This window comes from Acidovorax sp. 107 (genome assembly GCF_003058055.1).
In the GTDB taxonomy this organism is placed as follows: domain Bacteria; phylum Pseudomonadota; class Gammaproteobacteria; order Burkholderiales; family Burkholderiaceae_C; genus Acidovorax.
On record NZ_QBTZ01000001.1, the window covers coordinates 813,238 to 833,185 of the forward strand.

19 protein-coding genes are annotated in these 19,948 nt (G+C 64.0%); 6 read left to right on the forward strand and 13 right to left on the reverse strand.

Annotated elements, in window-relative coordinates; genetic code table 11:
- Positions 1–19: 19 nt before the first annotated feature.
- The 5 genes from C8C99_RS03805 to C8C99_RS03825 form a co-directional block, all read right to left on the reverse strand.
- Positions 20–1,738, reverse strand: a complete 1,719-nt coding sequence (locus C8C99_RS03805; protein ID WP_108625005.1) for a phosphoethanolamine transferase — start codon at positions 1,736–1,738, stop codon at positions 20–22.
- Positions 1,739–1,774: 36 nt separating this feature from the next.
- Positions 1,775–2,647: an S-formylglutathione hydrolase gene (gene fghA / locus C8C99_RS03810; RefSeq protein WP_108625006.1), complete on the reverse strand. Its 873-nt coding sequence runs from the start codon at positions 2,645–2,647 to the stop codon at positions 1,775–1,777.
- A 173-nt stretch (positions 2,648–2,820) separates the two neighbouring features.
- The gene (locus C8C99_RS03815) at positions 2,821–3,936 is read right to left on the reverse strand and encodes an S-(hydroxymethyl)glutathione dehydrogenase/class III alcohol dehydrogenase (RefSeq protein WP_015015063.1); all 1,116 of its coding nucleotides are present in this window, start codon (positions 3,934–3,936) and stop codon (positions 2,821–2,823) included.
- A 53-nt stretch (positions 3,937–3,989) separates the two neighbouring features.
- Positions 3,990–4,256: a metal/formaldehyde-sensitive transcriptional repressor gene (locus C8C99_RS03820; RefSeq protein ID WP_108627029.1), complete on the reverse strand. Its 267-nt coding sequence runs from the start codon at positions 4,254–4,256 to the stop codon at positions 3,990–3,992.
- A gap of 170 nt (positions 4,257–4,426) precedes the next feature.
- Positions 4,427–5,188 (reverse strand): SDR family oxidoreductase, encoded by a 762-nt coding sequence (locus C8C99_RS03825; protein ID WP_108625007.1) that lies wholly within the window; start codon positions 5,186–5,188, stop codon positions 4,427–4,429.
- A 96-nt stretch (positions 5,189–5,284) separates the two neighbouring features.
- On the opposite strand from C8C99_RS03825, the gene C8C99_RS03830 reads away from it, so the two are divergent.
- Positions 5,285–6,229, forward strand: coding sequence for an AraC family transcriptional regulator (locus C8C99_RS03830; RefSeq protein WP_108625008.1), 945 nt, complete (start codon positions 5,285–5,287; stop codon positions 6,227–6,229).
- Positions 6,230–6,303: 74 nt separating this feature from the next.
- Here the strand turns inward: C8C99_RS03830 and C8C99_RS03835 are convergent, their stop codons facing one another.
- The 7 genes from C8C99_RS03835 to C8C99_RS03865 all read right to left on the reverse strand — a co-directional run bounded on the left by C8C99_RS03835 (position 6,304) and on the right by C8C99_RS03865 (position 12,374).
- On the reverse strand, positions 6,304–7,614 hold the full coding sequence (locus C8C99_RS03835; RefSeq protein WP_056064903.1) for a citrate synthase: 1,311 nt from the start codon (positions 7,612–7,614) through the stop codon (positions 6,304–6,306).
- A 59-nt stretch (positions 7,615–7,673) separates the two neighbouring features.
- Positions 7,674–8,000, reverse strand: a complete 327-nt coding sequence (locus tag C8C99_RS03840) for a succinate dehydrogenase assembly factor 2 (protein WP_108627030.1) — start codon at positions 7,998–8,000, stop codon at positions 7,674–7,676.
- Positions 8,001–8,024: 24 nt separating this feature from the next.
- Positions 8,025–8,729 (reverse strand): succinate dehydrogenase iron-sulfur subunit, encoded by a 705-nt coding sequence (locus tag C8C99_RS03845; RefSeq protein ID WP_056642496.1) that lies wholly within the window; start codon positions 8,727–8,729, stop codon positions 8,025–8,027.
- Positions 8,730–8,754: 25 nt separating this feature from the next.
- Positions 8,755–10,560, reverse strand: a complete 1,806-nt coding sequence (sdhA, locus tag C8C99_RS03850) for a succinate dehydrogenase flavoprotein subunit (protein ID WP_108625009.1) — start codon at positions 10,558–10,560, stop codon at positions 8,755–8,757.
- 29 nt (positions 10,561–10,589) lie between these two features.
- On the reverse strand, positions 10,590–10,955 hold the full coding sequence (gene sdhD / locus C8C99_RS03855; protein WP_056642490.1) for a succinate dehydrogenase, hydrophobic membrane anchor protein: 366 nt from the start codon (positions 10,953–10,955) through the stop codon (positions 10,590–10,592).
- A gap of 61 nt (positions 10,956–11,016) precedes the next feature.
- On the reverse strand, positions 11,017–11,451 hold the full coding sequence (gene sdhC / locus C8C99_RS03860; RefSeq protein ID WP_056642487.1) for a succinate dehydrogenase, cytochrome b556 subunit: 435 nt from the start codon (positions 11,449–11,451) through the stop codon (positions 11,017–11,019).
- 134 nt (positions 11,452–11,585) lie between these two features.
- Positions 11,586–12,374 (reverse strand): GntR family transcriptional regulator, encoded by a 789-nt coding sequence (locus C8C99_RS03865; RefSeq protein WP_056642485.1) that lies wholly within the window; start codon positions 12,372–12,374, stop codon positions 11,586–11,588.
- Between the two features lie 236 nt (positions 12,375–12,610).
- Between C8C99_RS03865 and C8C99_RS03870 the strand changes: the two genes are divergently transcribed.
- From C8C99_RS03870 to sbmA, 5 genes are all read left to right on the forward strand, one after another.
- On the forward strand, positions 12,611–13,597 hold the full coding sequence (locus C8C99_RS03870; RefSeq protein ID WP_056642482.1) for a malate dehydrogenase: 987 nt from the start codon (positions 12,611–12,613) through the stop codon (positions 13,595–13,597).
- A 20-nt stretch (positions 13,598–13,617) separates the two neighbouring features.
- On the forward strand, positions 13,618–14,685 hold the full coding sequence (locus C8C99_RS03875) for a CoA ester lyase (RefSeq protein ID WP_233247155.1): 1,068 nt from the start codon (positions 13,618–13,620) through the stop codon (positions 14,683–14,685).
- Positions 14,686–14,716: 31 nt separating this feature from the next.
- Complete coding sequence (locus C8C99_RS03880; RefSeq protein WP_056642479.1) at positions 14,717–15,370, forward strand: hypothetical protein; 654 nt, start codon at positions 14,717–14,719, stop codon at positions 15,368–15,370.
- A gap of 115 nt (positions 15,371–15,485) precedes the next feature.
- Complete coding sequence (acnB, locus tag C8C99_RS03885; RefSeq protein ID WP_108625010.1) at positions 15,486–18,077, forward strand: bifunctional aconitate hydratase 2/2-methylisocitrate dehydratase; 2,592 nt, start codon at positions 15,486–15,488, stop codon at positions 18,075–18,077.
- A gap of 204 nt (positions 18,078–18,281) precedes the next feature.
- Positions 18,282–19,271, forward strand: a complete 990-nt coding sequence (gene sbmA / locus C8C99_RS03890) for a peptide antibiotic transporter SbmA (RefSeq protein ID WP_056642473.1) — start codon at positions 18,282–18,284, stop codon at positions 19,269–19,271.
- 114 nt (positions 19,272–19,385) lie between these two features.
- Here sbmA and C8C99_RS03895 read toward each other — a convergent pair whose 3' ends face one another.
- Complete coding sequence (locus C8C99_RS03895) at positions 19,386–19,931, reverse strand: response regulator transcription factor (protein ID WP_056064872.1); 546 nt, start codon at positions 19,929–19,931, stop codon at positions 19,386–19,388.
- Positions 19,932–19,948 lie beyond the last annotated feature (17 nt).

Consider the following 19,948-nt stretch of genomic DNA (forward strand, 5'->3'; position numbering starts at 1 on the left):
CCCCAGCTTTAGGCCCGCCTCAGCCCGCTGCGGCCGGCTTGCGGCACGCGCCAAACATGTCCAGCTCGGTGTTGTACGCCTCGGTCTTCACATCCATCAGGCCCAGCACCGAGTGGAAGTAGTGGTCGTGCGTGATGCGTCGCTCGCCCAGGTCTCGCTGCAGGCAGCCCGTGGTGAGGTGGGTACGGGCCTGCATGGCGGGTGACAGCCAGGTGATCCAGGGCACGTGTTTTTGCACGTCGGGCGCAATGGAGTAGGGCAGGCCGTGCAGGTAGATGTTGTTCTCACCCAGCGACTCACCATGGTCTGCTACGTAAATCATAGCTGTCTGGGCATGTTGTTCCTGCGCTCCCAGCCACTGGAGCACTGAATCGAGGAAATGGTCGGTCTCGACGATGCTGTTGTCGTAGGCGTTGACCACCTGCTCGCGCTGGCATTCCTGCAGCGCGGTGGAGGTGCACTCGGGGCCGAACTTCTTGTTCTCGGGCGCGGAGCGCTTGTAGTACGCGGGGCCGTGGCTGCCCATCTGGTGCATGACCACCACGGTGCCGCGCTGGCGCTGCTCAGCGGGCAGGGCGGCGATCTGGGCGTCCAGGTCCTTGAGCATCACGCGGTCCAGGCACTCGCCGCCTGCGCACAGTGCGGGGTCCTTCTGGGTGCTGGTGATGGTCTCGCCGACGCGGTCGCACACACCCTTGCAGCCCGACTGGTTGTCCACCCACAGCACGGCTAGGCCGGCATGGTGCAGCACGTCGATCAGGCTTTCGTAGTTGGCCGATCGGCCCTCGTAGCCCGTGCGGCCCAGGTGCGAATACATGCAGGGCACCGACGCGGCGGTGCTGGTGCCGCAGGACCAGGCGTTGCGGGCACTCACCAGGTCCTTGCGGGCCGACAGGCGGGGCGTGGTGTCGCGCTCATAGCCGTTCAGGCCAAAGTTGCCGCTGCGGCCTGTCTCGCCCAGCACCAGCACCAGCAGAGGGGGCTTGGCCTGGCCGGCGTAGCTGGCGCCCAGCTGGGCATCCCGGCCCAGGGGCAGGATCTTGCTGGTGTCCATGCGCAAAGGCTTGGTGGCAATGTTGCCCAGCGCGTACACGCTGTTGAGCGGGTTGATCAGGTAGCGCAGCTTGGTGTGGTTGCGCATGGTCGAGGCAAAGTCCTGGAACACCAGCAGCAGGCACACCACGATGACGGCGATGGAGCCCACCAGCAGCAGCCCGTTGTGCGCCACATGGCGCAGGGCCGTGAGGCGCTGCACGGGGCGGCGGTACAGCCACAGCAACGGCGGCGCAGCCAGGATGAGCACTGTGCCCAGCATGCGCAGGTTGAGCAGGTCGCCAGCTTCTTTCACGTCGGTCTGCATCACGTTGACCAGCATGCTGGCGTCGATCGCGATGCCGTAGGCCAGCATGAAGTAGGCACCAAACGCGGCCATCAGCACCAGCACCAGCACGGCGGGCTTGAGCGTCCAGCGCCAGGCCAGCAGGCTCAGCAGCGCCGCGTTGCCCGCTGCGACGATGAGCGCAAAAGCCAGCGCAAAGCCCCAGCCGCGCAGGCTGCCCTGACCGGGCAACTGGGCCACTTCTTGCCACAGCGGCACGTTGCAGGCTGTGGCCAGCCAGGTGCTGACCAGCACCACCACCCAGGCGGGGTGCATGGGGCGGGGTGGGGTGGGGGCAGACGGAGGCTCCGAACGTGAAGCCGAGGCAAAGGGCAGCAGGCGCCGCAGGGACAAAAGCATAACCCCCTAGTGTGCTGCCAGTTGCTTAAGTGCGCATTAATGTCCGGCGCCAAGACCCCGCGCATGGTGGGCCAAATGGTCGCCCACAAAGCTCTGCACAAAGTAGTAGCCGTGGTCGTACCCCGCGTGCCGGCGCAGCGTCAGCGGCTGGCCGATGGCCTGGCACGCGGCCTCGAACAGGTGGGGGTGCAGCTGGTCGGCCAGGAATTTGTCGTCCAGCCCCTGGTCGATGAGGATGCCCGCCGGGTAGGGTGCGATGGGCTGGTGCTGCATCAGTACCGTGGCGTCGTGCTCCAGCCAAGTGGTGCGGTCGGGGCCCAGGTAGCCGGTGAAGGCCTTTTCGCCCCAGGGGCACTGGGTGGGCGCGCAGATGGGCGCAAAGGCCGACACCGTCTTGAACCGGCCAGGGTGGCGCAGGGCGAGTGTGAGCGCACCGTGGCCGCCCATGCTGTGGCCGAAGATGCCCAAGCGCTGCGCGTCGATGGGCAGGTGCTGGCCCACCAGGGGCAGCAGCTCTTGCAGCAGGTAGCTCTCCATGCGCCAGTGGGTGTTCCAGGGGCTCTGCGTTGCGTCGAGGTAAAAGCCTGCGCCCACGCCAAAGTCCCAGCTGGCCGTGGCGCCGGGCAGGGCCGACACGGCCTCGCCGCGCGGGCTGGTGTCGGGTGCGATCAGGGCCAGGCCCAGCTCGGCGGCCAGGCGCTGGGCGCCGGCCTTGATCGCAAAGGTCTCTTCGGTGCAGGTCAGGCCCGCCAGGTACAACACCGCGGGCACTGGGCCCTGTTGTGCCTGGGGCGGCAGGTACACCGAGAACTTCATCGGCAGGCCGATGGTGGTGGAGGCGTGCTGGTAAAAGCGCTGCTCGCCGCCAAAGCAGGCGTGGCTGCTGAGCAGGTCCAGGGGAGTGGTCATGGTGATTGCTCTTGAATTGATAGCTGCTCAGGCAATAAATCGTAGCGCTTGAGGCAGTTTTCGCTTGTAGGGACCCTAAAAGACGGCTCCAAGCCGTTTTTCATGGCCCGCTGGGGCCAGCACCCAGAGTGCCCGGTTGTCTCTGGGGGGGTGGGCGCTGGCGAGTAGCCGGGTTACGCGGCGTACTTGACGACCGAGCGGATCGACTTGCCTTCGTGCATGAGGTCAAACGCTTCGTTGATGTCCTTCAGGCCCATGGTGTGGGTGACGAAGGGCGCAAGCTGGATCTTGCCGGCCATCGCGTCTTCGACCATGCCGGGCAACTCGCTGCGGCCTTTGACTCCGCCAAACGCCGTGCCCAGCCACTTGCGGCCGGTGACGAGCTGGAAGGGGCGGGTGCTGATCTCTTGCCCCGCGCCTGCCACGCCGATGATGACCGACTGGCCCCAGCCCCGGTGCGCGCATTCGAGCGCAGCGCGCATCACGTTCACGTTGCCGATGCACTCAAAGCTGTGGTCCACGCCCCAGGTCGTCATCTCCACGATGACCTGCTGGATCGGCTTGTCGAAGTCCTTGGGATTCACGCAGTCGGTCGCGCCAAAGGTGCGGGCCAGGTCGAACTTGGAGGGGTTGGTGTCTATGGCGATGATGCGCCCGGCCTTGGCCAGCTTGGCGCCCTGGATCACGGCCAGGCCAATGCCGCCCAGGCCGAACACGGCCACGGTGTCGCCCTCTTGCACTTTAGCGGTGTTCTTGACGGCGCCCAGGCCCGTGGTCACGCCGCAGCCCAGCAGGCACACCTGCTCGGGGTTGGCGTTGGGGTTGACCTTGGCGAGCGACACCTCGGCTACCACGGTGTATTCGCTGAAGGTGCTGCAGCCCATGTAGTGGTAGATGGGCTGGCCGTTGTAGCTGAAGCGCGTGGTGCCATCGGGCATCACACCCTTGCCCTGCGTGGCGCGCACGCTCACGCACAGGTTGGTCTTGCCGCTCTTGCAGAACAGGCATTCGCCGCATTCGGCGGTGTAGAGCGGGATCACATGGTCGCCGGGCTTCACGCTGGTCACGCCCTCGCCCACTTCCACCACGATGCCCGCGCCTTCGTGGCCCAGCACCACGGGGAACAGGCCTTCGGGGTCGTCACCGCTCAGGGTGAAGGCGTCGGTGTGGCACACGCCGGTGTCGGTGATCTTGATGAGCACTTCGCCCTTCTTGGGCGGGGCCACGTCGATCTCGACGATCTGCAGGGGTTCTCCGGCTTTGAAGGCGACGGCGGCGCGGGATTTCATGGGGTGGCTCCTTGGGTGGGCGGTGGGGACTGGGATGGGAACGGGGGCGAAGGCTACTTCAGGTACGAACGAAGCAGCGTGAGTGTCTCGTCCAGCGCCTGAGGCGCTGCGGAGGGCTGGGCCATCAGCGTCTCACGCACATGGCTGTCCAGCAGATCGGCCATCAGCCCGTGCACGGCGCCGCGCATGGCCGCCAGCTGCTGCAGGATGGGGGCGCAGTCGCTGCCCGCCTCCACGGCGCGCTCCAGCGCTTCCGCCTGGCCACGGATGCGGCGCAGGCGGGTGATGGCGCGTTGCTTGTCTTCGGCGGAATGGGGCATGGGGGCGGCGCCCGTCACGGCCAGGGGTGGCGGGAGGGGCGTATGGAACGAGATACTGGGCGGTAGTATAAATCTTAAGCGCTTGATAGATAAGCGCTATGAGTGCAAAAGATACTTTTACTAGGGGGTAGTATGTGCTGCCGTTCGCCTTTGCCCCTCGCCCCCGGGGTTTACGCCGCGCTGCGGCCGTGTAGTGCCGCAGCCTGGGCTTCCGCGTCGGCGCCCGCGGGCAGCCGGAGCGGGCACGACGGATCGGTGGCGGCGCGCCACACCGCCTGCGCCACGTCGGCAGCATGGGTGACCAGCGCATGGGATTGCGCCCACCCCGCGAAGACACGCTGGGCTACGGCGTCGTAACTCTCAGGAACCGAGCCCATCCGCGGGCGGGCGTTCTCCCCAAAGCGGGTTTGCGGTGCGCGCCCCGGGAGGACCAGACGTGCCTGCACGTTGAAGGACTCCAGCTCCAGCGCCAGCGATTCGGTGAACGCGTTGACTGCCGCCTTGCTCGCCCTGTACACAGACAGCAGCGGTAACGGCTCCAGCGTCACGCTCGACGTCACATTCACGATCACCCCGGAGCGCCGCTGCCGGAACTGCGGCAGCACCGCCTGCGTCATCGCGATGGTGCCGAGCGTGTTGGTCTCGAACACGTCCCGCACGGTCGCCATCGGTGTGCCCTCCAGCGCATTCAGCAGCCCGATCCCGGCGTTGTTGACCAGCACGTCGATGGGGCCGGCCGCAGCGATGGCGTCGCGGATGCTGTCCTCGCGGGTCACGTCCAGCGCCACGATGCGCAGGCGCTCGCTGGTCGGAAGCAGTTGTGGCTGCGGCGTGCGCATGGTGGCGACCACGTTCCAGCCTTGGTCCAGGAAGTGGCGGGCGGTTTCGAGGCCGAAACCGGAGGAGCAGCCGGTGATGAGGACGGTTTTCATGGGGATTCCAATCAGTGGTTGAGGTGCCCCAACGATAGGCCGGAGCGACAGGACTGGATACACTGAAAAGTCGCAAAATATGTTCTGAAAGTCCAGATGTCCGACCCCTTTGCCGATGTGGTGGCCCTGCTGCAGCCGGGCGCGCCTTTCTCCAAGGTCGTCACCGCCGCAGGGCTATGGCGTGTGCGCCGCAGCGAGCCTGGGCGTACGTTCTACTGCGCCATCCTTGACGGTGCATGCCAGCTGGAAGCGCAAGGGCACAAGCCTGTGGCGCTGCACGCGGGGGATTTCGTTCTCATCCCTTCCACCCAAGGCTTCGCCATGTCCAGCCTGCCGCCCCCTGGGCCGGACCAGCCAGAGGCGGTGCCGGTGGTCTTGCCGGACGGCGAATTCCGCCTGGGCAGCACCCCGGCGGCGCCGGAGGTGCGGTACCTGGTCGGCTACTGCGTGTTTGGCGCACCCGACGCGGACCTGCTGGTGACGCTGCTGCCCCAGCTGGTGTACGTGCGCGGAGACAGCCGCCTGGCGACCCTGGTGCAGCTGGTGGCTGAGGAATGCCGGGCAAACCGCCCCGCCCGCGATGTGGTGCTCGCCCGCCTGCTCGAAGTGCTGCTGGTCGAGGCGTTGCGCTCGACGGCCGGGACGGCGGCCTCAGCAGGCCTTGCGCGGGGGCTGGCGGACGAGCGGCTGGCGGCGGCATTGCGCAGCATGCACGCCAGCCCTGCGCAGCCCTGGACGGTTGCGCAGCTGGCCAGGGAGGCGGCGTTGTCACGCTCCGCCTTCTTTGAACGCTTCAGCCGCGTGCTGGGTGTGGCGCCCATGGAATACCTGCTGACCTGGCGCATGGCGTTGGCGAAAGACCTGCTGCGGCGGGAGGATTGCGGCATGGCAGAGATTGCAGAGCGCACGGGCTACAGCTCCGTCAACACCTTTGGCGTGGCGTTCACCCGCCATGTGGGCATGCCGCCTGGGCGCTACGCGCGGGCGCAGGTTCGGGAGCATGCCCCCGACTCCGCGGCGGTCGCTGAAGCGCACGCGTGAAGCAACAAAAAAGCCCGCAGGCAGTGCCTGCGGGCTTGATGGTTGCGAGCGGTCGGCGCAGTGCGCCGCACCGATCAGCGGCTGGCCAGGGGAGGCACGTCGCGGCGCACGGAGCCGGTGAACAGTTGGCGTGGGCGGCCGATCTTGTACTCGGGGTCGCCGATCATTTCGTTCAGCTGGGCGATCCAGCCCACGGTGCGGGCCAGGCTGAAGATGCCGGTGAACAAGTTCACCGGGATGCCGATGGCGCGCTGCACGATGCCGGAGTAGAAGTCCACGTTCGGGTAGAGCTTGCGCTGCACGAAGTAGTCGTCTTCCAGGGCGATCTTTTCCAGTTCCTTGGCCAGCTTGAACAGCGGGTCGTTTTCCAGACCCAGCTCGGCCAGCACTTCGTTGCAAGTCTCTTGCATGAGCTTGGCGCGGGGGTCGTAGTTCTTGTACACGCGGTGGCCAAAGCCCATGAGCTTGACGCCGGAGTTCTTGTCCTTGACCTGCTTGATGAAGTCGCCGATCTTTTCCACGCCGCCTTGGGCCTGGATGTCGTACAGCATGTTCAGGGCAGCTTCGTTGGCGCCGCCGTGGGCAGGGCCCCACAGGCAGGCCACGCCAGCGGCGATCGCCGCAAACGGGTTGGTGCCCGACGAACCGCACAGGCGTACGGTGGAGGTCGAAGCGTTTTGTTCGTGGTCAGCGTGCAGGATGAAGATGCGGTCCAGCGCGCGTTCCAGCACGGGGTTGACCTTGTACTCTTCGCAGGGCGTGCCGAACATCATGCGCAGGAAGTTGCCGGCGTAGCTCAGGTGGTTCTGCGGGTACATGTACGGCTGGCCCATGCCGTACTTGTAGGCCATGGCGACCAGCGTGGGCATCTTGGCGATCAGGCGGATCGCGGCGATCTCGCGGTGCTGCGGATTGTTGATGTCCGTGCTGTCGTGGTAGAAGGCCGACAGGGCGCCCACCAGACCGGTCAGAACGGCCATGGGGTGCGCGTCGCGGCGGAAGCCACGCAGGAAGAACTGCATCTGCTCGTTGACCATGGTGTGGTTGGTCACGCGGCTGGTGAAGTCGGTCTTTTGTGCTGCGTTGGGCAGATCGCCGTACAGCAGCAGGTGGCAGGTTTCCAGGAAATCGCAGTTTTCGGCCAACTGCTCAATGGGGTAGCCGCGGTACAGCAACTCGCCCTTGTCGCCATCGATGTAGGTGATGGCCGACTGGGTGGCTGCTGTGGACAGGAAGCCCGGGTCATAGGTGAACATGCCCGTCTGCGCATACAGCTTGCGGATGTCGATGACGTCCGGGCCGATGCTGCCCTGATAGACCGGCAGGTCCACGCTGGGGCTGCCGTTACTGAACGACAGGGTGGCTTTGTTGTCAGCTAGCTTCATTGTTACTTTCCTTGGGTAGGTTGCCGATGTTGATCCGGTCTTGGGGCTGGGCCGCCGTGTCAGGCGTGCAGTGCCATGGCACCGCTGCCTTGTCGCAGCATGCCAAGCACTTCGCGCGCTTCTTCCGTGTCTTGCTCGCCTGCGGGCTCGCGCCGTCGCAGCAGCAGGTCCAGGAGGTCGTTGTCCGCCAGGTCCATCAGCACACGCATGCCCTGCGCATGGCGCTGGGTCAGCGTCGATTCGTAGCGGGTGAAGAACTGTTCGATGAACAGATCGTTCTCCAGCAAGCCGCGCCGGCAGCGCCAGTGCAGCTTGCTCAATTCACGCCCATCCAGCAGCTGCGATGCCGCTTCTGGCGTGATGGCGGTGGTGGACGGGGATTCCATGGCCTGCAACTTGGGTGATCCAGGTCAGATGGCGCGGCGCACCATCAGTTCCTTGATCTTGCCGATGGCCTTGGTGGGGTTCAGGCCCTTGGGGCACACGTCCACGCAGTTCATGATGGTGTGGCAGCGGAACAGGCGGTACGGGTCTTCGAGGTTGTCGAGGCGCTCGCCCGTTGCGTCGTCACGGCTGTCGGCGATGAAGCGGTAGGCCTGCAGCAAGCCGGCGGGGCCCACGAACTTGTCGGGGTTCCACCAGAAGCTGGGGCAGCTGGTGGAGCAGCTGGCGCACAGAATGCACTCGTACAGGCCGTTGAGCTCGTCGCGCTCTTCGGGGCTTTGCAGGCGTTCCTTCTCGGGCAGCAGGCCTTCGTTGATCAGGTAGGGCTTGATCGAGTTGTACTGCTTGAAGAACTGGGTCATGTCCACGATCAGGTCGCGGATCACCGGCAGGCCGGGCAGGGGCTTGAGCGTGATCACGCCCTTGAGCGTGTTCATGTTCGTCAAACAGGCCAGGCCGTTCTTGCCGTTGATGTTCATGGCGTCAGAGCCACACACGCCTTCGCGGCAGGAGCGGCGGAACGACAGCGTGGGGTCTTGTTCCTTGAGCTTGACCAGGGCGTCCAGCAGCATGCGCTCGTGACCGTCGAGTTCGATCTCGATGGTCTGCATGTAGGGCTTTGCGTCCTTGTCCGGATCGTAGCGGTAGATTTGGAATGTGCGCTTTTGCATGGTTCTGCTCTCGTGGGGCTACTGTTTAGAACGTCCGGACCTTGGGAGGAACGCTGTCCACCGTCAGGGGCTTGAGGTTCACTGGCTTGTAGGTCAGGCTGTTGTCGGCGCTGTGCCAGAGGGTGTGTTTCATCCACTCGGCATCGTTGCGGCCCAGCGGTGCCGTGGGGTGGTCGGCAGGCTGCTCGTAGTCGTACACGGTGTGCGCGCCACGGCATTCCTTGCGGGCGGCGGCCGACACCATCGTGGCCTGGGCCACTTCGATCAGGTTGTCCACTTCCAGCGCTTCGATGCGTGCGGTGTTGAACACCTTGGACTTGTCCTGCAGCGTGATGCCCGCCACGCGGCTGCGCAGTTCGGCGATCTTCTTGACGCCTTCATCCATGCTGACCTGCGTGCGGAACACGCCTGCGTGCTGCTGCATGGTGGCGCGGATGTCGCCCGCCAGAGCCTGCGAGTAGATGCCGCTGGTGGATTGGTCGAGCTGGTTCAGGCGCTCCAGCGTGCGGTCGGCCGCATCGGCTGGCAGGGGCTTGTGCTCCTTGTTCTTGTTGTTGAACTCGACGATGTGGCGCCCAGCGGCCTTGCCGAACACCAGCAGGTCCAGCAGAGAGTTGGTGCCCAGGCGGTTCGCGCCGTGCACGCTCACGCAGGAGCATTCGCCCACGGCATACAGGCCATTGACGACCTTGTTGCCGGTGCCGTCATGGGTGACGACCTGGCCGTTGATGTTGGTAGGCACGCCACCCATCTGGTAGTGGATGGTGGGCACCACGGGGATTGGCTCCTTGGTGATGTCCACGTTGGCGAAGTTGACGCCGATCTCGTACACCGAGGGCAGGCGCTTGTGGATCGTGTCGGCACCCAGGTGGTCGAGCTTGAGCAGCACGTAGTCCTTGTTGGGGCCGCAGCCACGGCCTTCCTTGATTTCCTGGTCCATCGAGCGGGACACGAAATCGCGGGGTGCCAGGTCCTTCAGCGTGGGCGCATAGCGCTCCATGAAGCGTTCGCCGTTGCTGTTGAGCAGGATCGCGCCTTCGCCGCGGCAGCCTTCGGTCAGCAGCACGCCCGCGCCGGCCACGCCGGTGGGGTGGAACTGCCAGAACTCCATGTCCTGCAGCGGGATGCCGGCACGTGCGGCCATGCCCAGGCCGTCGCCGGTGTTGATGAAGGCGTTGGTCGATGCAGCAAAGATGCGGCCAGCGCCACCGGTGGCCAGCAGCACGGTTTTGGCTTCCAGGATGTACAGGTCGCCGGTTTCCATTTCCAGCGCGGTCACGCCCACCACGTCGCCATCGGCGTCGCGGATCAGGTCCAGGGCCATCCACTCGACGAAGAAGTTCGTCTTGGCCTTCACGTTCTGCTGGTACAGCGTGTGCAGCATGGCGTGGCCGGTACGGTCAGCGGCGGCGCAGGCGCGTTGCACCGGCTTTTCGCCGTAGTTGGCAGTGTGGCCGCCGAAGGGGCGCTGGTAGATGGTGCCGTCGGGGTTGCGGTCGAACGGCATGCCGAAGTGTTCCAGCTCGTACACCACATTCGGTGCCTCGCGGCACATGAACTCGATGGCGTCCTGGTCGCCCAGCCAGTCGGAGCCCTTGATGGTGTCGTAGAAGTGGTAGTGCCAGTTGTCCTCGGACATGTTGCCCAGCGATGCGCTCACGCCGCCCTGCGCTGCCACGGTGTGCGAGCGGGTGGGGAACACCTTGGACAGCGAGGCCACGTTCAGGCCTGCGCGGGAGAGTTCGAGGGCGGCACGCATGCCGGAGCCGCCGGCGCCGACGATGACGACGTCGAACTTGCGCTTGGTGATGTTAGCTTTGGTGTAGCTCATTGTTTTTTGCCTTCAGTCGCGGGGATCAATCAGAGACGCCACAGAACCTGGATACCCCAGCCAGCGCAGCTGACCAGCCAGACGATGCTGAACACTTGCAGTGCCAGGCGCAGGCCCACAGGCTTGATGTAGTCCATCAGGACTTCACGCAGACCGATCCACGCGTGCCAGGCAATCGAGACGATTACGGAGAAGGTCAGCACCTTCATCCACTGTGCCGAAAAGATGCCAGCCCATTTGTCGTAGCCAATGGGGCCTTTGGAGAAGATCACCTGGGCCAGCAAGGCCAGGGTGAACAGGGCCATCAGGACTGCCGTGACGCGCTGGCTGAGCCAGTCGCGCAGGCCATAGTGGGCGCCGACGACGACGCGCTTGGAACCGTAATTGACGGACATGGAAATTTCCTCTCGTTCTTTGGCAGGCGCTGTCCGGCAGCGCCCGCCGTTGATGGGTTGATCAGTACAGGCCGAAGAGCTTGGCGCCCAGCACCAGTGCCAGCGGAATGCTGATCGCAAGCACGGCCAAGGCCGAGGTCTTGCCGAATTCCTTATTGACGGCGCTGTGGCTCACATCCATCCACAGGTGACGCAGGCCGGCGGTGAAGTGGTGCAAGTACGACCAGATCAGCGCCAGTGCCACCAGCTTGATGAACCAGCCGGGCACGAAGCCGATGCCGATGCTGAAGGCAGCCGTGAACTTGGCGAACGAGATTTCAGACGACACCGAGGTATCGAACATCCAGATGATGAAAGGCAGCAGCAGGAACATGATCAGCCCGCTGCCGCGGTGCAGGATCGAAACCCACGCTGCAGGTGTCATGCGGTAGGTGGTCAGGTCCTTGAAGGCATTGATGTTGCGGAATTCAGGCCGTTTTTTGGCGAGTTCTGTCATGTTGTGTGCTTTCGTGGATGTAACTGCTTTGTAATTTGAAGATGCAAAGAACGCAAAATTCTATTGCAACGCAACAATGAGGGTTTTGATCTCGTAGGAATTTTCGACGGGAATACTCAGTTGCCAGTCTGTTGTCAGCTCAATTCATTACGGTAGTGGTGGGTGTCCGTGAGGTACAGCCCCCGACGTAACTCCATGGGAACGTCGTTGTAGGTGTAGGCAATCCGCTCGACGCTCAGAAGCGGAGTGGCCGAGGTGATCTGCAGCAGCTGGGCCTGTTCTTCGTCGGGGAGCACGGCGCGGATTTTTTCTTCGGCGCGAACCATGCGCACGCCAAAATCCAGTTCGAACATCGCGTACGTCGGACCCTGGTAGTTGGCGAGCTGTTCGGCCGTGAGGCCCTTGAAGGCCTGCCCGGGCAGCCAGATGTCTTCCAGGATGGTGGGTACCCCCGCAAACGACAGGATGCGCTTAGCCTGCATCACGGCGTCGCCGCTGCGCAGCGCGAGTGCCCGGGCTACGTCGGCGCTGGCGCGCACACGGCGGCAGTCGATCACGCGGCGTTGGGCAGGGCCCTCCACCCGGGCGTCGCCGGTGTCCGGCAGCAGCTTCAGAAAGCGGTACTGCACATGCTGCTCGGCATGGGTGGCCACAAAGGTGCCTTTGCCTTGCCGGCGCATCACCAGGTTTTCGGCCGCCAGTTCGTCAATGGCTTTGCGCACCGTGCCCTGGCTCACGCGAAAGCGTGCGGCCAACTCCATCTCGCTGGGGATGGCCTCGCCAGGCTTCCATTCGCCCTGCTGCAGGCTCTGCAGGATCAGTCCCTTGATCTGCTGGTACAGCGGACTGAACGCTGGCGTGACGACTCCCGCCGTGCTTTGGGGGGCGGCGGGGTTGTCTGCTGCGAACGGAAGCGATGACATGGCGTGGGATCTGTAGGCTGTGCTTGTGTGGTGGCGTGGCAGTGCGGTTGCCACATGACAATCGAACGGCGAACAGGGTGCAATCATATCTTATATAAGACATAAGACAAATTGACCCAGGGGGCCAATCGGGGGTAAACTCCAATGCTGTTTTGCGGGGCACGGGCTACTGGTGACAGGCGCTGGTGCTTGCGTTGCACTCACACCTGTTTTCCTCACTTCCTGGAGTTTTCACCATGAGCAAGAAGCCCGTTCGCGTAGCTGTCACCGGCGCCGCTGGTCAAATCGGTTACGCACTGCTGTTCCGTATCGCCTCCGGCGAAATGCTGGGCAAGGACCAGCCGGTCATCCTGCAACTGCTCGAAGTCCCCGTCGAAGGTCCGCAGAAAGCGCTCAAGGGCGTGATGATGGAGCTGGACGACTGCGCGTTCCCCCTGCTGGTCGAGATGACCGCGCACAGCGACCCCATGACCGCCTTCAAGGATGCCGACTACGCCCTGTTGGTCGGCTCGCGTCCCCGTGGCCCTGGCATGGAACGCGCCGAGCTGTTGGCCGTCAACGGCGCCATCTTCACGGCGCAAGGCAAGGCCCTGAATGCCGTGGCGTCGCGCGACGTGAAGGTGCTGGTTGTGGGCAACCCCGCCAACACCAACGCCTACATCGCCATGAAGTCGGCCCCTGACCTGCCACGCAAGAACTTCACTGCCATGCTGCGCCTGGACCACAACCGTGCTGCCAGCCAGATTGCTGCCAAGACTGGCAAGGCCGTGGCCGACATCGAGAAGCTGACCGTGTGGGGCAACCATTCGCCCACGATGTACGCCGACTACCGCTTTGCCACCATCAAGGGCGAAAGCGTCGCCAAGATGATCAACGACCAGGAATGGAACGCCAACACCTTCCTGCCCACCGTGGGCAAGCGCGGCGCGGCCATCATCGAAGCCCGTGGCCTGTCGTCGGCCGCATCGGCTGCCAACGCCGCCATCGACCACATGCGTGACTGGGCTCTGGGCACCAACGGCAAGTGGGTCACCATGGGTATTCCATCGGACGGCCAGTACGGTATCCCCAAGGACACGATGTTCGGTTTTCCCGTGACCTGCGAAAACGGCGAGTACAAGATCGTTGAGGGTCTGGAAATTGACGCGTTCTCGCAAGAGCGCATCAACATCACGCTGGCCGAACTGCAAGGCGAGCAAGACGGCGTCAAGCACCTGCTGTAAGCACGCTGGTGAACGACGCAATGCAGCCGACGCCTGTGGCATCGGGCCTTCGGGCCGTCCAAGCTCCCCTGCCGGGGCAGGGCGCTGCGTCCGTCCATCCGCGCGATGTGCTGCTCGGCGCCCAGGCGCAGACCGGGTTTCTGCCGGTTTGCGACCACTACAGCGGCGTGGAAGCGCGCATGCGCAAAAGCCTGCAGTTGCAGGCCCAGATGACGCAGGAGTTTGGCACCTGCGTCTTTGATGTCACCCTCGATTGCGAAGACGGCGCGCCCGTGGGGCTGGAGTCCGCGCACGCTGCACTGGTGGCGCGCCTGGCGGCCACTGCCGCCCCGGCGGCCCGCGTTGCGGCCCGTGTGCATGCAGTGGACCACGCCGCGTTTGCCAATGATGTCGCCACCATCGCGGGCGAAGCCGGGCACCGGCTGTGCCACCTGATGGTACCCAAGGTCGAGTCGGTGGACGACGTGTTGCTGGCTGAGCGTGCACTGGAGCGCGCGTCGGCGGCGCATGTGCCGCTGCATGTGCTGATCGAATCCCCCGCTGCCGTGCAGCGCGCGTTTGAAATTGCCGCCCACCCCCGCGTGCAGAGCCTGAGCTTTGGTCTCATGGACTTTGTGTCGGCCCATGGTGGTGCCATTCCTGCGCAGGCCATGACCTCCGCTGGCCAGTTCACGCACCCGCTGGTGGTGCGCGCCAAGCTGGAAATCGCCTCCGCCTGCCATGCGCACGGCAAGGTGCCCTCACACTGCGTGGTCACCGAATTTGCGGACCTGCCCGCCTTGCAGGGCGCTGCGAGCCGTGCATCCCGCGAACTGGGCTACACGCGGATGTGGAGCATTCATCCTGCACAGATCCGCACCATCCTGCTGGCCTTTGCGCCGCAGCAGGACGATATTGATACCGCGTCACGCATCATTGCGGCGGCCGACTTGGCTGATTGGGCCCCCATCAGTGTGGATGGGGTGCTGCATGACCGTGCCAGCTACCGCTTTTATTGGCAGATTCTGGAGCGCGCTCATAGTACGGGGCGCGCGCTACCCTTGGCGGTGCGTCATTGGTTTGATGCATCTGCTTTCGTTCCATCGTGAACCCTCCCGACTATTTCCACGCAGGACTCCCATGAAATTCGTCATCGCCTCCGCCTTCATGCTGCTGGCTCCGGCCTTTGCTCTGGCGCAAACCTCGGCCCAGCCAGCGGCCCCGTCCGAAACCAAAGCGGCTGCCAAGCCCGCAGCCAAGCCTGCCGTCAAATCGGCAGCCAAGCCGGCAGAAGCCAAAACTGCGGCGAAGGCTCCGGCCAAGGCGTCGGCCAAGAGCCACGCCGTCGCTAAGTCTGAACCTACCAGCAGCCGCACACAGCTCAAGAGCGCCACCAACCAGGTGGCCGCCGGCATCATTGCTGCCGAGGCAGCGCTGTCCCCTGCCGAACTGGCGATTGCCGAGCGCGTGCATGTGGGGCGCATGCCCTGCGAGCTGGGCGCTTTTGTCACGGTGACCGCCGATACGGCCACGCCCGGTCACTTTCATGTGGAAGGCAAGGGCTTCAAGTACTACATGTCGCCCGTCGCCACTTCGACTGGCACCGTGCGCCTGGAAGACCAGAAGGGCGGTGCCGTCTGGCTGCAGATCGCCAACAAGTCCATGCTGATGAATCAGCGTGCGGGACAGCGACTGGCGGACGAGTGCATGAGTCCTGAGCAGGTGGTGGTGGCCGAGGCCATCAAGAAGAACCCTCCCGTGAGCGTTTTGGATCCCTTGCCTGTTGCCAAGTAATCCGTCGTCAGCGACCCCGAAAAAAATCAAAACCCTGTGTGTGCCGGCGTGATGGCTTCCGAGGCCGTTGCAGCCAGGCATGCAGCCCCACTTTAGAACGCAACTGGAGAGAAACATGTTGAAAGCCTACCGTGAACACGTCGCCGAGCGCGCAGCTCTGGGCATCCCCCCGCTGCCTTTGGAAGCCAAGCAGGTTGCCGAACTGATCGAACTGATCAAGAGCCCACCTGCGGGTGAAGATGCCTTTCTGCTGGACCTGTTGACGCACCGCGTGCCCCCGGGCGTGGACGATGCCGCCAAGGTCAAGGCGAGCTTCCTGGCCGCCGTGGCGCACGGCGACATCAAGGTAGGCCTGATCTCCAAGGCCAAGGCCACGGAGCTGCTGGGCACCATGGTGGGTGGCTACAACGTGCACCCGCTGATCGAGTTGCTGGACGATGCCGAAGTGGCGGGCGTGGCTGCTGAAGGCCTGAAGAAGACGCTGCTGATGTTCGACTTCTTCAACGATGTCGCGACCAAAGCCAAGGCGGGCAATGCCAAGGCCCAGGAAGTCATCAAGAGCTGGGCCGATGCCGAGTGGTTCACCACCCGCCCCGAAGTCGAAAAGAAGATCACCGTCACCGTGTTCAAGGTGCCTGGTGAGACCAACACCGACGACCTGTCGCCCGCGCCCGATGCCTGGAGCCGCCCCGACATTCCGCTGCACTACCTGGCCATGCTCAAGAACACCCGCGAAGGCGCGGCGTTCAAGCCTGAAGAAGACGGCAAGCGCGGCCCGATGCAGTTCATCGAAGACCTGAAGAAGAAGGGCCACCTCGTGGCCTACGTGGGCGACGTGGTGGGCACAGGCTCCAGCCGCAAGTCGGCCACCAACAGCGTGATCTGGGCCACGGGCCAGGACATTCCGTTTGTGCCCAACAAGCGCTTCGGTGGCGTGACGCTGGGCGGCAAAATTGCTCCCATCTTCTTCAACACGCAAGAAGATTCCGGCTCGCTGCCGATTGAAGTCGATGTGTCCAAGCTCGAAATGGGCGACGTGGTCGACATCCTGCCTTATGACGGCAAGATCGTGAAAAACGGCGAGACCGTGGTTGAGTTCAAGCTCAAGAGCGACGTGTTGTTTGACGAAGTGCGCGCCGGCGGCCGTATCAACCTCATCATCGGCCGCTCGCTGACCGCCAAGGCTCGCGAATTCCTGAGCCTGCCCGTTTCCACACTGTTCCGCCTGCCAACCGCGCCTGTGGCAACCACCGCAGGCTTCACGCTGGCGCAGAAAATGGTGGGCCGTGCCGTCGGTCTGCCCGAAGGCCAAGGCGTGCGCCCCGGCACGTACTGCGAACCCAAGATGACCACCGTGGGCTCGCAAGACACCACCGGCCCCATGACTCGCGACGAGCTGAAGGACCTGGCCTGCCTGGGCTTCTCGGCCGACCTGGTCATGCAATCGTTCTGCCACACCGCCGCTTACCCCAAGCCTGTGGATGTGAAGACCCACCGCGAACTGCCCGCGTTCATCAGCAACCGTGGCGGCGTGGCGCTGCGTCCTGGCGACGGTGTGATCCACAGCTGGCTCAACCGTCTGTTGCTGCCTGACACCGTGGGTACGGGCGGCGACTCGCACACCCGCTTCCCCATCGGCATTTCGTTCCCCGCAGGTTCTGGCCTGGTGGCCTTCGGTGCCGCTACCGGTGTGATGCCCTTGGACATGCCCGAGTCGGTGCTGGTGCGCTTCAAGGGCGAAATGCAGCCCGGCGTGACACTGCGCGATTTGGTGCATGCCATCCCGCTGTATGCGATCAAGGCCGGTCTGCTGACCGTGGCCAAGGCTGGCAAGAAGAACGTCTTCTCCGGCCGCATTCTGGAAATCGAAGGCCTGCCAGACCTGAAGGTCGAGCAAGCATTTGAGCTGTCGGACGCGTCTGCAGAGCGCTCCGCCGCCGGTTGCACCATCAAGCTCAACCCCGCTCCGATCAAGGAGTACCTCACCAGCAACGTGGTGCTGATGAAGAACATGATCGCCGACGGCTACGCTGATGCACGCACGCTGCAACGCCGCATCGAGAAGGTGGAGGCCTGGCTGGCTAACCCCAACCTGCTCGAAGCCGACAAGGATGCCGAATACGCAGCCGTCATCGAAATCGATCTGGCCGACATCAAGGAACCCATCCTGTGCTGCCCGAACGACCCTGATGACGCCAAGACCCTGTCGGATGTGGCTGGCACCAAGATCGATGAAGCCTTCATCGGTTCTTGCATGACCAACATCGGCCACTTCCGCGCAGCCGCCAAGCTGCTCGGCGGCAGCCGTGACATCCCCGTCAAGCTGTGGGTGGCCCCGCCCACCAAGATGGATGAGAGCGAGCTGATCAAGGAAGGCCACTACGCCAACTTTGGCGCCGCTGGCGCTCGCACCGAAATGCCCGGTTGCTCGCTGTGCATGGGTAACCAGGCCCAGGTGCGCGAAGGCGCTACCGTGGTGTCCACCTCCACCCGCAACTTCCCCAACCGCCTGGGCAAGAACACCAACGTGTTCCTGGCTTCGGCCGAGCTGGCCGCCATTGCGTCCAAGCTGGGCAAGATCCCCACGGTGGCCGAATACCACGAAGCCATGGGCATCGTGAACAAGGATGGCGCCTCGATCTACAAGTACCTGAACTTCGACCAGATCGAAGAGTACGCGGACGTGGCCAAGGGCGTCGCTGCCTGATTGCCTCCGCTCGGCGGTGCATGTGCACAAAGCGGCCCTTCGGGGCCGCTTTTTTATTGGCGGGTCCACGGCCCCTGGCGGCTGGGCTTCCGTCCGTTTGCGTGGGCTTTGCGAGGCACGGGGCTAAGGCCACGACGCCTTTCGCGGAACGTTCACTTCGCGCGGTGCTCAGAGTCCGCACAACCATTCCAACGCGACCCCACGATGTTCAAGTCCTTTTTCTTCGCCCGCCGCTGGTGGACCTGGTCCCTCTTGGGTTCCATCGTCATCCTGTTGGCCACGGCCTACCGTGTTCAGCTAGACGTGCAGATCAACGACTGGTTCGGCAGCTTCTATGATCTGATCCAGGAGGCTCTGGGCAAGCCCGGCAGCATCACCGCTGAACAGTTCTGGGGGCAGCTTTCGACCTTTGCGCGCATTGCCATGATCTACGTGACGACGGCGGTGCTGGTGGATTTTTTCAGCAAGCACTACATCTTTCGCTGGCGCCAGGCGATGAATGAGCACTACATGGCGGCCTGGCCGCGCCTGCGGCACATCGAGGGCGCGGCACAGCGCGTGCAGGAAGACACCATGCGTTTCGCCCGCACCATGGAGGACCTGGGCCTGAGCTTTATGCGCAGTCTCATGACGCTCGGGGCCTTTTTGCCTGTGCTCTGGACGTTGTCCGACAAAGTCACTGCGCTGCCCTTGATTGGCGCCGTGCCGCATTCCCTGGTCTGGGTCGCACTGGCCTGGTCATTGGGGGGTACGCTGCTGCTGGCCTGTGTGGGGGTGAAGCTGCCGGGGCTGGAGTTTCACAACCAGCGCGTGGAGGCGGCGTACCGCAAGGAACTGGTGCTGGGCGAGGATGACCCGAACCGGGCCTCTCCACCCACGGCGGCCGAGCTGTTCGCGGGCGTGCGCCGCAACTACTTCCGTCTGTTCTTTCACTACCTGTATTTCGATGTGGTGAAGTGGTCCTACCTGCAGGTGAGTGTGCTGGTGCCCCTGGTGGCGTTGGGCCCCACGCTGATTGCAGGCGTGATCACTTTGGGCGTGATGCAACAGATTGCGCGGGCCTTTGACAAGGTGCTGGAGTCCTTCCAGTTTCTGGTGCTGAACTGGAGCACGGTGGTGGAGCAGATCTCGATCTACAAGCGCTTGCGCGCTTTCGAGCGGCAGATGCTGAAGGCGGTGCCGGAGGCGGCTTGAGCACTCGCCACGGAGCCAACCCGAACGCGTGAGGGCGGTGCAGTTGCGGCTGCGCCGACATGGGCTTCGCGCTTGTGCTGACAGGAGCGAATGGGCGTGTGACCGACCCCGGCGCTAGCGCACCTGCTTCTTTTCGAGCTTGCGCGTGAGGGTGCGACGGTGCATGCCTAGGCGCCGAGCTGCCTCTGACAGGTTGAAGCCTGTTTCCGCCAGCACCTCGTTGATGCGTTCCCATTCCAGCGTCTTGATGGAGCTGGAGCGGTTGGTCAGCTCCACCTCGGCATTGCCTTCCTTGAGGCCAAATGCAGCTTCGATGTCGTCAGTGTTGGAGGGCTTGGCGAGATAGTGGCAGGCGCCCAGTTTCACCGCTTCCACGGCGGTGGCAATGCTTGCAAAGCCCGTGAGCACAACGATCAGCATCTCGTCGTCCGCAGCGTGCAGCGTCTGCACGCAGGCCAGGCCAGAGGCCTCGCCCTTGAGCTTGAGGTCCACCACCGCATAGCCGGGCTGGTGCTGCTCCAGCAACACCTCCACGTCGGCAAGGCTCGCGGCCTGCAAAACGCTGTAGCCGCGGCGTTCAAACGAGCGGGCCAGCGTGCGCGCAAAGGCTTCGTCGTCTTCGACGATCAGCAGCTGTCGTTGCGCTTCTTCAGTGTCCACGGTGGGTTCTTTCGTTC